This window comes from Nocardiopsis sp. LOL_012, from assembly GCF_048060475.1.
Taxonomy (GTDB): Bacteria; Actinomycetota; Actinomycetes; order Streptosporangiales; family Streptosporangiaceae; genus Nocardiopsis.
In genome coordinates, this window is the sequence record NZ_JBHMIV010000042.1 from 31,754 (window position 1) to 44,759 (window position 13,006).

General features: G+C 72.2%; 10 protein-coding genes. 1 reads left to right on the forward strand and 9 read right to left on the reverse strand.

The window, feature by feature from the left end; genetic code table 11:
* Positions 1-32: 32 nt before the first annotated feature.
* From ACFHWE_RS21175 to dxr, 8 genes are all read right to left on the reverse strand, one after another.
* Positions 33-875, reverse strand: coding sequence for a GNAT family N-acetyltransferase (locus ACFHWE_RS21175; protein ID WP_416603529.1), 843 nt, complete (start codon positions 873-875; stop codon positions 33-35).
* Between the two features lie 80 nt (positions 876-955).
* Positions 956-2,593, reverse strand: a complete 1,638-nt coding sequence (locus tag ACFHWE_RS21180) for an alpha/beta fold hydrolase (protein WP_416603531.1) — start codon at positions 2,591-2,593, stop codon at positions 956-958.
* A gap of 167 nt (positions 2,594-2,760) precedes the next feature.
* Entirely contained in the window at positions 2,761-3,537 is a 777-nt protein-coding gene (locus ACFHWE_RS21185; RefSeq protein ID WP_416603533.1) for an IclR family transcriptional regulator, read from the reverse strand.
* 38 nt (positions 3,538-3,575) lie between these two features.
* Positions 3,576-4,700, reverse strand: coding sequence for a PDR/VanB family oxidoreductase (locus ACFHWE_RS21190; protein ID WP_416603534.1), 1,125 nt, complete (start codon positions 4,698-4,700; stop codon positions 3,576-3,578).
* The gene (locus tag ACFHWE_RS21195) at positions 4,697-5,767 is read right to left on the reverse strand and encodes a Rieske 2Fe-2S domain-containing protein (protein WP_416603535.1); all 1,071 of its coding nucleotides are present in this window, start codon (positions 5,765-5,767) and stop codon (positions 4,697-4,699) included. The genes ACFHWE_RS21190 and ACFHWE_RS21195 overlap by 4 nt, the downstream gene beginning before the upstream one ends.
* A gap of 174 nt (positions 5,768-5,941) precedes the next feature.
* Positions 5,942-7,096: a flavodoxin-dependent (E)-4-hydroxy-3-methylbut-2-enyl-diphosphate synthase gene (gene ispG / locus ACFHWE_RS21200; RefSeq protein WP_416603536.1), complete on the reverse strand. Its 1,155-nt coding sequence runs from the start codon at positions 7,094-7,096 to the stop codon at positions 5,942-5,944.
* Between the two features lie 251 nt (positions 7,097-7,347).
* Positions 7,348-8,700, reverse strand: coding sequence for a M50 family metallopeptidase (locus ACFHWE_RS21205; RefSeq protein ID WP_416603537.1), 1,353 nt, complete (start codon positions 8,698-8,700; stop codon positions 7,348-7,350).
* A gap of 21 nt (positions 8,701-8,721) precedes the next feature.
* A complete protein-coding gene (dxr, locus tag ACFHWE_RS21210; protein WP_416603546.1) occupies positions 8,722-9,936 on the reverse strand; it encodes a 1-deoxy-D-xylulose-5-phosphate reductoisomerase in 1,215 nt (404 codons plus the stop codon).
* 244 nt (positions 9,937-10,180) lie between these two features.
* Here dxr and ACFHWE_RS21215 point away from each other — a divergent pair, with 244 nt between their 5' ends.
* A complete protein-coding gene (locus ACFHWE_RS21215) occupies positions 10,181-11,821 on the forward strand; it encodes a CocE/NonD family hydrolase (RefSeq protein WP_416603538.1) in 1,641 nt (546 codons plus the stop codon).
* Positions 11,822-12,093: 272 nt separating this feature from the next.
* Here ACFHWE_RS21215 and ACFHWE_RS21220 read toward each other — a convergent pair whose 3' ends face one another.
* Positions 12,094-12,666, reverse strand: coding sequence for a DUF6879 family protein (locus tag ACFHWE_RS21220; RefSeq protein WP_416603540.1), 573 nt, complete (start codon positions 12,664-12,666; stop codon positions 12,094-12,096).
* Positions 12,667-13,006 lie beyond the last annotated feature (340 nt).

Consider the following 13,006-nt stretch of genomic DNA (forward strand, 5'->3'; position numbering starts at 1 on the left):
GCCGCCCCGCACGGCCGTTCGGGGCGGCCTTCTCAGAACAGCACCGACATGACCTCGCCCACCTGGCGAAAGCCCACTCTGCGGTAGGCGGCGCGCGCCGCGGTGTTGAAGTCATTGACGTAGAGCGTGACGCGGGGGGCGATCTCGGCGAGGGCGTAGCGGACCACGGCCGCCATCCCCCCGGCGGAGTAGCCGCGTCCGCGCAGTTCGGGGTGGACCCACACGCCCTGGACCTGGCAGGCCTGCGGGGTGACCGCGCCGATCTCGGCCTTGAACACCACGCGCCCGTCCTCGATCCGGGCGAACGCCCGTCGGCCGCGGACGAGTTCCTCGACCCGGGCGCGGTAGAGGGCGCCGCCGTCGCCGGAGTCCGGCGGGACCCCCACCTCCTCGGTGAACATGGCGACGCAGGCGGGCAGCAGGATGTCCAGCTCGGAGCGGCGGACGCGGCGCACGGCGGGGTCGGGGCGCACGGCCGGGGGGCCGTCGATCTCCAGGACGGGCTGGCTGGCGCGGATGGCGCGCGCGGGGCCCCAGGAGGGGGCGAGCTGTTCCCAGAGGTCGTTGACGGCCTCGACCGGGCCGACGATGGAGGAGCAGCGGCGCCCGCGCCAGCGGGCATGGTCGGCGAAGGTGCGGATCGCGGACGGTCCGGCGTTGATCGGGACCAGGTTGGCGCCGGAGTAGCACAGGGCGCCCAGGCGTCCGTCCTCGACGTGCCCCCACAGTTCGGTGCCGCTGAGACCCGAGGAGATGCGGGTGGCCATCAGTCGCGAGGCGACGAAGACGTTGCCCACGGGATCGGCGTCGAGGATCGCCTTGACGGCCGGCCGGTCCCGCTCGCCGAGGATCCGTACCGGCGAGGTCCGAAGCATCGCGTATCCCCCATCGTTGTCGATCCTGCGATGCGCGCCGGAAGGGAGGGCCAGAGCCGGTTCGCACCGCTTCCAGAGTATTAGACCGGCTGTCGGCACTCATCGGAACGCTCCAGCCAGACCGGGCCGACGGGTTCGGCCCGTGCGGCCGGGGCGCCCTGGCCGGTGCGGGGGGCGGGTGCGCTCCGGGCCGCACAGGCGGTGTCGGGCCCCCGGCCGGTGCGCTCGGGCAGGCGCCCGTCGCGCAGGTAGGCGGTGACGGTCTCGTCCACACAGGTGTTGCCGCCGAAGGTGATGCCGTGGACCCTGCCGCCCTCCTCGGTGACCAGGACCGATCCGGGCAGGCGGGCGCGCAGGGCGTGGGCGCCCTCGACCGGGGTGGCGCCGTCCTCGGTCCCGTGCACGATCAGGGCGGGGCCGGTGTAGGCGGGGTGCTCCCCCGGGCCGTCGCCGACCTGGAACCAGTCCCCGGACTCGGCGGGCCAGTCCATACACGGAGCATTGTACCAGGTGTTGTGCCACCCCATGAAGGGGGCCGCCACGTGTGCCTTGGCGGCGTCACCGCGCCAGGTGTCCCAGTCGTCGGGCCAGTGCGCGTCGGTGCACTGCACGGCCAGGTAGCCGCCGTAGGCGCGGTCTCCGTCGGGCGCATCGCCGAAGCGTGTGTGCAGGTCGACCAGGGCGGCGGGGTCGCCGTCGTTGACGCGGGAGGACAGGGCGCGGGCGACGCCGGGCCAGACGGCGTCGGTGTAGGCGGCCACGAGGACGGCGGTCTCCAGTTCGGTGGGGCCGACGGTGCCCTCGTCCGGTGCTTCGGCCAGTTCCGAACGCAGGCGGTAGTAGGCGTCGGTGACCGCGCGTTCGGTGGTGCCCAGGCGGTAGACGCCGTCGTGGCGGGCGGTCCACGCGAAGAAGTTGCCGATGGCGCGGTCCAGGGCGCGGCTCTGGCGGTGGTTGCTCTCGTACCAGGGGGTGTCCGGGCCGACGGCGCTGTCCAGCACGAGCGCGCGGATCCGCTCCGGGTAGAGGGCGGAGTACACCGTGCCGAGATAGGTGCCGTAGGAGTAGCCGAGGTAGTCGATCCGCTCACGGCCCAGGGCGGCGCGGACGGCGTCGAGGTCGTGGGCGGTGTCCTCGGTGCGCATGTGGTCAAGCAGCGCCCCGGTGTTCTCCCCGCAGGCGTGGGCGTAGGCCGCGGCCGCCTCGCGCAGCGCCGCCTCGGCGGAGGCGTCGGCGGGCACCGTGTCGGGCCGGACGGGGGCCAGGTGGCCGGGGTCGCAGACGATGCCGGGGGTGGAGGCGCCGATGCCGCGGGGGTCGAAGGCGACGACGTCGTAGGTCTCGCGGAGTTCGGCGGGCATGCGGCGGGCGGTGTGCACGGCCCAGTGCCGGGCGCGGCTTCCGGGACCGCCGGGGTTGACGAGGAGGGTGCGCTCGGAGGCGCCGGTGGCGGGCACCCGGCTCAGCGCGAGTTCGACGGTGGCCTCCGATCCGTCGGCGGGCGCGCCGTCGGCGGTCCGGGCCAGGGGGACCTCCAGGCGGGCGCACTCCAGGGCCTCGCCCTCGGCGGCCTCCAGGTCCGCGCATGGCCCCCAGGCGAGGCCGGGTGCGGCCTGTTCCGTGTCGGGGGCCGGGTCCTGGGCGGTGGTCGGGGCTGCCGTGGCGAACACGGCCAGGAGGGCCCCCGCGGAGACGGCTGCCCGGGTTCGTCGTCGCATCCGTGTCCTCCCCCGCCATGGCGTCTCCCTGCATTGTCACCATTGCGGAGAGCGAAGACAGGAAGCGACACGGACCCCAGGGGCTCCCTCTTCGACAGCATGCGCCTGATTCGCTCATAGCTGTATGAAGAGCACACAGCGCACCCGATCCGTGTCGGCGATACGGATCAGCGCACCGCCGGGCCCGAACCGAGCGCCCGGGAGATCCCGCGTGCGGCCGCCTGCACGACCGGTGCCAGCGCCGCGGGGCGGGCCTCGCCCATCCGCACCACCAGCGACACCGCCGCGACGACCTCTCCCCGCGCCCCCGTGACCGGGGCGGCGACGGACAGGGCGTCGGTGGTCACCTGGCCCGCGCTGACCGCGTACCCCTGGCGGCGGACCTCGGCGAGCAGGGCCCGGAGCCGTGCCGGGTCGGTCACGGTCATCGGCGTGTGGGACCGCAGCGGGCCGCGCAGCACCCCGTCCTGCACGTCGACGGGGGCGTGCGCGAGCAGGACCAGGCCCACCCCGGTCGAGTGCAGGTCGAAGCGCCCGCCGACCCGGGTGAGCACGGGGATGGCGTGCCGTCCGGCGATGCGTTCGACGAACACCAGCTCGTGCCCCTCGCGGACCGCCAACTGCACGTTCTCCCTCGTCACCTCGTACAGGTCCTCCAGGAAGGGCATGGCCGCCTCGCGCAGGCCCAGCCCGCGCGGCGCGAGCGAGGCCACCTCCCACAGGCGCAGTCCGATCCGGTAGCGGCCCTCGGCGTCCCGTTCCAGGGCGCCCCACTCCACGAGTTCGGCGGCCCGGCGGTAGGCCGTGGACAGGGAGAGGCCCGACCGCCGGGCCATCTGGGTGAGGGTCAACTCCGGCGCACGGGGGGTGAAGGCGTCCAGCAGAGCGAGCACCTTGGCTGTGACCGACCGCCGGTCGGGTCCCCCGTGCGTCTCGTCGGCCACGTCCGCCCCCTGTTCTCCGAGACCGTCCCGCTGGTCCCTCAGAGTTCGAGCACGAGCCGGGGCGTGCATGAACGGGACACGCAGATCATCATCATCTTTCCCGAGTCGCGCTCCTCGTCGGTGAGCAGGGCGTCCCGGTGGTCGGGGACCCCGTCGAGCACGGGTGTCTCGCAGGTCCCGCACGTGCCCTCGCGGCAGGAGGAGAGCACCTGGACGCCGGCGTCCTCGACCGCCTCCAGGATCGAGCGGCCTGCGGGGACGCGGACGGTCACGCCCGTCTCGGCGAGTTCGACGTCGAAGGCGTGCGCGGGCCCGCCGCGTTCCTCCCCCGGCCCGAACCGCTCCACTCTCAGTGTGCCCGGCGGCCAGGCGGCGGCACGCTCCTCCACCGCCGCGATGAGCGGTTCGGGCCCGCAGCAGTAGACCAGGGTGTCCCCGTCCGGGGCGGCGGGCAGCGAGTCCAGGTCGAGCAGCCCGGCCTCGTCCTGGGGCACCACCGTCACACGGTCCCCGTGGGCGGCCAGTTCCCGCCGGAAGGCCATGGACGAGAGCGTGCGCCCCCCGTAGAGCAGCCGCCAGTCGGCTCCGGCGGCCGAGGCGGCGGCGACCATGGGCAGCAGCGGCGTGATACCGATGCCCCCGGCGACGAACACGTACCGCCGCGCGGGCAGGAGCGGGAAGCGGTTGCGCGGCCCGCGCAGCCGGACCGTGCTCCCCTCCCCGAGCCGCTCGTGCACGAACCGGGAGCCGCCGCGCCCGCCGGGGACCTCCAGCACGGCCACGCGCAGCACCTCGCGCTCTCCGGGGTCACCGCACAGCGAGTACTGCCGGACCAGGTCGGGCCCCAGCAGCAGGTCGACGTGCGCGCCGGGCTCCCAGGGGGCGAACACGCCCCCGTCCGTCCGGGTGAATGTGAGCCGCAGCACGCCCTCGGCGACGGTCTCCCTGCTCTCCAGCCGGGCATCGAATTCCGGTTCGCCCCCCTCCCCAGGCCCGGGGGTGTGCCCGACGGGGTGGTCCAGCACCCACTCCCAGAGCACGACCGGGTCCTCGAACAGATGCTCGACGCCGCAGTGGCACACCGCCCGGAGCAGGTCGGTGCCGAGCACCCAGTGGACGCGCACGATGCCCTCTCCGCTGAGCATCGGCCGGTTCACCGTCATGTCCACGCCCTCCCGGCCGCCCCGGCCGCCTCTCCGCGCCCCTCGGCGGCCATCGCCCTGAGCATGCGGCGCGCGGCCAGCCCGCCGGTGTCGATGTTGACCGACAGTTCCTGGTAGCCGTCGGCCTCCTGCTCGACCACCTTCTCCAGCAGGTCGAGGGCGACGACGTCCTGCATGACGACCGTGCGGTTGCTCTCGGCCAGGAACGCGGTCACGTCCTCGTCGCCGAGGGCGAAGTCCCGCGCCACCGCCCAGAAGTCGTGTGTGCTGTGCTCGGTCTCGGGGGTGATGGCGTACACGACCTCGACGTGGAAGGCGTCGGGGTCGGTGCCGTCGTCGCCCGGCAGGACCCCCACCGGGGCGATCCGGCTGTGCAGCAGGTACAGGCACGGCGGCCGGTACTCGATGTCCTGCCAGCGGGTGATGCGGCCCCGGATGCCGGTGGACTCGGCGTAGAACGGCGGGCAGGCGGCGTCGGCCATGTGGCGGCTGACGTAGACCACCCGCCCGGCCTCGTCCACCTCGGTGGTGATGGGGGTCTCGGCGACCTCGGGGGTACCGATGTAGCCGCCGTGCAGGTAGGTCTCGTGGGAGAGGTCGAGGAGGTTGTCCACGAGCAGGTCATAGCGTGCGGCGAGCGGCTCCATCCCCTTGACGACGGTGTAGCCCGCGTCGTCCAGCCAGGGTGCGCGGGGGATGGGGGTGGACTCCGCCCGGTCGGCGTCGCCGATCCACACCCACACGAACGAGTCCTGCTCGACCACGGGGTAGGCGGGGACGCGCGCGGTGCGCGGGATGCGCTTCTGGCCGGGCACGGAGACGCAGGTGCCGCGCCGGTCGTAGGTGAAGCCGTGGTACCCGCAGACGATCCGGTCGCCGTCCAGACGGCTCTCGGAGAGCGGGTAGCGCCGGTGCACGCAGCGGTCGGCGAGGGCCACGACCGCGCCGTCCTCCTCGGCTCGGTAGAACACGATCGGCTCGCCGAGGATGGTGCGCGCGAACAGCTCGCGGCCGATCTCGTCCCCGTAGGCGGCGACGTACCACTGATTGCGGACGAACTCTGCCATGGACCGGTGCCCTTTCGTCGGTGGCGCGGATCACCATGCTGTGTGACCCGCACCCCTCGACGCAGTAGGACTTTCACCCAGTGCAAGCGTTCCCGACCGCGGCCGCCCCACGCACGAGGGGGCGGGGCCGGGCTGTCCCCGGCCCCGCCCCCGGAGCGTGTGTCCGGTGCGGCCTCAGCCCGCGACGGCGACGGTGGGCTCGCCGGGCTCGACGGACTCGCCCATCTCCTCGGCGATGCGCATGGCCTCCTCGATGAGGGTCTCCACGATCTGCGACTCGGGGACGGTCTTGATGACCTCGCCCTTGACGAAGATCTGCCCCTTGCCGTTGCCCGAGGCCACACCGAGGTCGGCGTCGCGCGCCTCACCCGGGCCGTTCACCACACAGCCCATGACGGCCACGCGCAGCGGCACCTCCATGCCCTCCAGGCCGGCGGTGACCTCCTCGGCGAGCGTGTACACGTCCACCTGGGCGCGGCCGCAACTGGGGCAGGAGACGATCTCCAGGCCGCGCTCACGCAGGCCCAGCGACTCCAGGATCTGGGCGCCGACCTTGACCTCCTCGGCCGGGGGCGCCGACAGGGAGACGCGGATGGTGTCGCCGATGCCCTCCGAGAGCAGCGCACCGAAGGCCACGGCCGACTTGATGGTGCCCTGGAAGGCCGGTCCGGCCTCGGTGACGCCCAGGTGCAGCGGGTAGTCGCACTTGGCGGCCAGCAGCCGGTAGGCGTTGACCATCACGACCGGGTCGTTGTGCTTGACCGAGATCTTGATGTCGCGGAACCCGTGCTCCTCGAAAAGCGAGCACTCCCACAGCGCCGACTCCACGAGCGCCTCGGGCGTGGCCTTGCCGTACTTCTCCAGCAGCCGCTTGTCCAGCGAACCGGCGTTGACCCCGATCCGGATGGGCGTGCCCGCCTCGCCGGCGGCCTTGGCGATCTCGGCGACCTTGTCGTCGAACTTCTTGATGTTGCCGGGGTTGACGCGCACGGCCGCGCATCCGGCGTCGATCGCCGCGAACACGTACTTGGGCTGGAAGTGGATGTCGGCGATGACCGGGATCTGCGACTTCCTCGCGATGATCGGCAGCGCGTCGGCGTCGTCGTTGGTGGGCACGGCCACGCGCACGATCTGGCAGCCGGCGGCGGTCAGCTCGGCGATCTGCTGGAGGGTGGCGTTGATGTCGGAGGTGCGGGTCGTGGTCATCGACTGCACGGACACGGGCGCGTCCCCGCCCACGGGGACGTTGCCGACCATGATCTTCCGCGACACGCGCCGGGTCGCCAGGGGGCGCGGCGGGGTTACGGGGATACCGAGATCGACGGACACGCTTGATTCACCTCGTCGTCTGCCGCCGGGAGGAGGCGGCCTTGATTCGTCCGGATGCGAGAACACAGGGCGCACGGCCGTCGGGCACGGGGCCGCGCCCGCGGCGCCGATCACCGGGCCGCCGCCGAAAGCGTGGGCCCAGGTTACCCGCAGCGCGGGGACCAAGGGGCCGAAACCGTCCGCCACCTCCCCCAACGGGCGTCGGCGGCCCGATCTTCCCCCGCGCGCAACCCCGCGTTCACCCTCCGGCGTCAGCCGAAGAGCCGCACGGGGTTGAACAGGTCGGCGATGAGCAGCACCACGCTGAACACCAGGAAGCACGCCACCACCACGTAGGCCACCGGTGTCAGCATCGCCACGTCCACCGGGGCGGGGGCCGGGCGGCGGGTCAGCTTCGACCAGGCGCGCTTGAGCCACTCCCAGAGCGCGCCCGCCATGTGGCCGCCGTCCAGCGGCAGGATGGGTACCAGGTTGAAGGCGAACAGGAAGAGGTTCACCCCGGCCAGCATCTGCATCATGATCGCGGCGGTATCGGCCACGGGCAGGCCCTGGGACATGATCTCGCCGCCGATGCGGGAGATGCCGACGATGCCCACCGGGGAGTCCTGGGTGCGCTCCTCGCCCAGGAAGGCGGCGGCGAACACCTCGGGCACCTTGCTCGGCAGGTCGATGAGGGCCTGGCCCACGCTCACCAGCATGCCGCCCATCTCGGCGGCGGACTCGCCCAGGGTGAGGGTGGACCGCTCCTGGGTGAACACGATCCCGAGGAAGCCCACGGTCTCGGTCTGGTAGACGCGGTAGCCCTGGTCGTCGTGGACCCAGTCGCCGTCGGCGTCGGTCTCGTAGAGGATCTCGCCCTCGGCGTCGCGCGCGGGCAGCTCGTTCTCGATGATGTCGACGTCGAAGGGGACGCGCTCGCCGTCGCGCTCCACCACGATCTCGGTGGCGCCCAGGGAGTGGCGGATCTCCTGGCTGGCGCTGTTCCAGTCGGGGGTGGGCACGCCGTCCACCTCGACGATGGTGTCGCCGGCCGCCAGGCCCGCCTCCGCCGCCGGGGTCGGCGGGTGCTCGTCGGTGCACTCGGTGGCGGTGCTGGTGGCGGGGACGACGCACTCGGTGACCGCGCCGATGGTGGTGGTGCTCTGCGGGACGCCGATGCCCATGAACAGCACGCCGAGCAGGATCGCGGCGAGGACGAGGTTCATGCCCGGCCCGGCGAACATGACGATGAGCCGCTTCCACGGCGCCCGCTGGTAGAACTGCCGGTCCTGGTCCTCGGGGCCCAGTTCGACGAAGGAGGCCTCGCGCGCGTCCTCGGCCATGGCCCGCCAGCGGGAGAGCGGGCGGTCGCCGCCGCTCCTGCGGGCGGGCGGCATCATGCCGACCATCCGTACGTAGCCGCCGAGCGGAACGGCCTTGACGCCGTACTCGGTCTCGCCCCTGCGGAAGGACCACAGGGTCTTGCCGAAGCCGACCATGTACTCGGTGCACTTGACGCCGAACATCTTGGCCGTCGAGAGGTGGCCCAGTTCGTGCCAGGCGATCGAGAACAGCAGTCCGAACACGAACAGGACGATCCCGATCGCGGTCATCAACGCGACCATGCAGCTCTCCTCAACCGGTGTTCAGCTCCGGCCCGTCAGCAGTTCACGCGCACGCACGCGGGCCCATGTGTCGGCGGCGTACACGTCGTCCAGGGTCAGGCGGGCCGGGGGGCCGCCCGGGGATCGCTCCGACCGCTGATGCTCAGAGACTACCCGCGACACGGTGTCCATGATGGCCGGAAACGCGAGGTTTCCCTTGAGGAAGGCGTCGACCGCCTCCTCGTTGGCGGCGTTGTAGACGGCCGGGGCGGTCCCGCCCGCAGCGCCCACCTCGGCGGCCAGGCGCACGGCGGGGAAGGCATCGTGGTCCAGTGGCTGGAAGGTCCACTCCTGGGCGCGGGTGAAGTCCAGGCCCGGCCCGGCCTCGGGCACCCGGTCCGGGGCGCCGATCCCGTGGGCGATCGGGATGGCCATGCTGGGCGGGCTGGCCTTGGCGATGGTGGAGCCGTCCACGTACTCGACCATCGAGTGCACGACGGACTGCGGGTGGACGACCACGTCGATGCGGTCGAAGGGGATGTCGAACAACAGGTGGGCCTCGATGACCTCCAGCCCCTTGTTGACCAGGGTGGCGGAGTTGACGGTGATGACCGGCCCCATGCTCCACGTGGGGTGGTTCAGCGCGTCCTCGGGGGTGACGGAGGCCAGTTCGTCGCGGCGCCGGCCGCGGAAGGGGCCGCCGCTGGCGGTGACCACGAGGCGGCGCACCTCGCCGCGTCGGGCGTGCACGTGCCCCTGGGCGAGGCTGGCCAGCTCCCCCTCGGGCACGCGGGGGAAGCACTGGGCCAGGGCGTAGTGCTCGGAGTCGACGGGGACGATCTGCCCGGGGCGGGCCGCCTCCCGCACCAGGGGGCCGCCGATGATCAGCGACTCCTTGTTGGCCAGGGCGAGCGTGCGCCCGGCGCGCAGCGCGGCGAGGGTGGACTCCAGGCCCAGGGCCCCGGTGATGCCGTTGAGCACGACGTCGCACGCGGCCCCGGCGAGTTCGGCGACCCCCTCGGCGCCGACGAGGACGGTGGCGCGGCTGCCCTGCTCGGCGAGGACGCGCTCCAGGTCGGGGGCCTTGGCGGGGTCGGCGACGGCCACCAGACCGACCCCGAGTTCGACTGCCTGTTTGGCGAGCAGGTCCACCCTGCCGCCGCCCGCCGCCAGGCCCGCCACGCGGAAGCGGTCGGGGTTGCGCTGGACGATGTCGACGGCCTGCGTGCCGATGGAGCCGGTGGAGCCGAGGAGCACTACTGATCGCTGCTGTTGTCGCACGCGGTCATTGTCCCGCACCGGGACCGCCACCGCACCCGGACCGCGAATCCCGGTATCCGCTGGGTTTCAGGGGGTTTACATCCGCGCCCGCACCCCTTAACTTTACTGTTGAGTAAGTTACCTCACAGTAACTCGTGTCCCCCACCACACCGACCCCGACGGCGAAGGCGCGCGCCATCGGAGCCTCTCCCCTGTCCCCCAGTACCGGAGGTTCCCCGCTTTGCGGACCGCGACCGAGACACCCCCCTCCCGATCCCGAACCCGCCGCGCCCTCACCCGCCTGCTGTCTGCGGGCACGGCGGCACTGCTCACCGCCGCCCTCCTTCCCGCCGCACCGGCCGCCGCCACCACGGTCACCGTCACCCACGAGACGATCATGAGCCACGACGGCGCGCGGCTCTCCGCCAAGGTCATCACCCCCGGCACCGACGGCCCGCACCCCCTGCTGGTCATGCCCGCCGCCTGGGGCACCCCCAACCTCATCTACGTGGGCGCCGCCCACCGCCTGGCCTACGAGTCCGGCTACCAGGTCGTCGCCTACACCTCACGCGGCTTCTACGACTCCGGCGGCGGTATCGAGGTCGCCGGCCCCGAGGACCGCGCCGACGCCAGCGCCGTCATCGACTGGGCCCTGGCCAACACCGACGCCGACCCCGACCTGATCGGCATGGCCGGCATCTCCTACGGCGCGGGCATCAGCCTGCTCACCGCCGCCGAGGACGAGCGCGTGGACGCCGTCGCCGCCCTCAGCGGGTGGGCCGACCTGGAAGCGTCGCTGTACCCCAACCGGACGATCAACGAGCAGGCCGCCGAACTCCTGCTGCTGGCGGGCAACCTCACCGGCAGCCCCGGCGACAAGCTCCGGATGATCGAGGAGGAGTACCGCGACGGCAACGTCGCGCCCATCGTCGAGGCGAGCGTGGACCGCTCCGCGATGAACAAGGTGGGGGCGATCAACGCCAACGGCACCGCCGTGATGATGGCCCACACCTGGAACGACGGGATCTTCAACCCCAACCAGATCACCGACTTCTACGAGGCGTTGGAGGGCCCCAAGCGGCTCATGCTCGCCCCCGGCGACCACGCCACCCAGGACGCCTTCGGCGCCCTCGGCCTGCCCGACGAGGTGTGGTCCGCCGCCGGTGACTGGTTCGACCACCACCTGCTGGGCGAGGACAACGGGGTCGCGGACGCCGACCCGGTGCGCGTCAAGCCCAACAACGGCCGCGGCGACTGGACCTCCCACCCGGACTGGGCGTCGGTGACCGGCCAGGCCGACGAGTACTACCTGGACAAGCCGAGCACCAGTTGGCTGCGCTGGCAGAGCCGGGGCGCCATGGCGGACGAACCCGCCACCGGCTGGAGCTACCGCTACCGGTCCGGGTACGGGACCAACGCCCAGAGCGGCACCATCCTGCTCACCGGCGCGCTCCAGCAGTTCTTCGACGTGCCGACCGGCGTGTCCCTGCCCAGGGTGGACCGCTACCACTCCGCCGTGTGGACCAGCCCCGCCTACCCCGACGGCGCCCGTATCGCGGGCACCCCGAGGGCGGAGTTCACGGCCGCGCCGACCTCCGCCGACCAGACGCTGTACGTGTACCTGTACGACATCGACGCCTGGGGCCGCGGCGCGCTCGTCTCGCACGCGCCCTACAGCCTGCACGGCGCCACGCCGGGTGAGCCGGTCCAGGTGGGCGTCGACCTCCAGGACATCGTGTGGGACGTGCCCGCCGGGCACCGCCTCGCGGTGGTGGTCGACAGCGGCGACCTGCGCTACAGCGAGGAGAACGACCCGTGGGACCGGGTGACGGTGGGTTCGGACGAGGAGTCCCCCGCCCGCGTCACCGTCCCGCTGGGCTAGAGCGGACCGGTGCGCCCAACGCGCCGGGACGCACCGGTCCACCGCCCGGCCGTCCGCGACTCCCGCCGCGGGCGGCCGGGTCCTTGTGTGCCCGAGGTTCGCCCCGGGGCGAACTTCGAGGCGAAGGTTCGTCCTGGGGCGAACCTCGATCCGGCGCGGCGTTCGTCCGGGCGTCCACAGCCCCGCGCCCGCAGCGTGCCGAGGAGGCGGAGACGTACCTGGCCGAGGCGCTCGACGTGTTCCGCTCCCTGGGCGATCCGCTGTACGAGCCGCTACCGACCGGCCGCCTGGGCGTGCGCCGTGGTCCCGGGTACCGCCAGGGGTTCGTTGCGGACCGCCTTGAGCAGTTCGGCGAGGGGGAACGAGCGCTGGTGGAACTCCTGCCACGCGGCCCTGGCCTCCGTGAGCCGCACCGGGTCCTCGTTGTTGTTGATGTAGAGCAGGCGCCCCTGGTCGTCGTAGCTCAGGTCGAGGACGGTGGTGTCGTCGAAGATCCAGGTGTCGGTGTAGACCAGGTCGGGGACGTCCTCGCGGAAGATGAAGCGGATGTCCTCGCCCGCGGCCCCGTTGACGGCGTAGTACCAGTCGATCTCGAACTGGAGGTAGGGGGTGAGGTGGCGGTCGATGATGTGGACCCGGCCCATGTACTTTCCCGCGGCCACGCACGCCCGTATGTTGTCCGCCCACTCCCTGTTGCGGTCTGGCGGCAGCGGCGCACCGCTCATGCAGAGGTCGTAGTTCTCCCTTTCCTCTCCGACATCATAGGCTCCGAGGGTTTCGATGCGCGTGGCCGATGAGGAGAAATCGATAAAGTAGCGCCCGAACTGCTCCACATTAATGATCATGGGATCTTTCCCTTGTGTCGTTCGTGTTCCGGGCGGGCCGCTCCGAACCCGGGAAGCGCCGCACGCGCGACACCCCCGAGTCGGGGACGGGGTCAGGATCCGTCGCTGGCCAGGGCCCTTTCGAGGATGGAGCGGGGGATCTCGACCAGGTTTTCACCAGGCGGAAGGCTGATCCCCGCACGTTCTCCGTCGACGGAGAAACCCTGTACCACAATGGTCTTGTTCTCGGTTTCGTAGACCGCCGGGCAGGGACCGTTCCCACACCCGGATCCACCGATCGGTGGTGTCAATTCGTTGAAGCAACGCCCTCGCCCTGGCCCTCCAACAGCTGCTTGTGGAA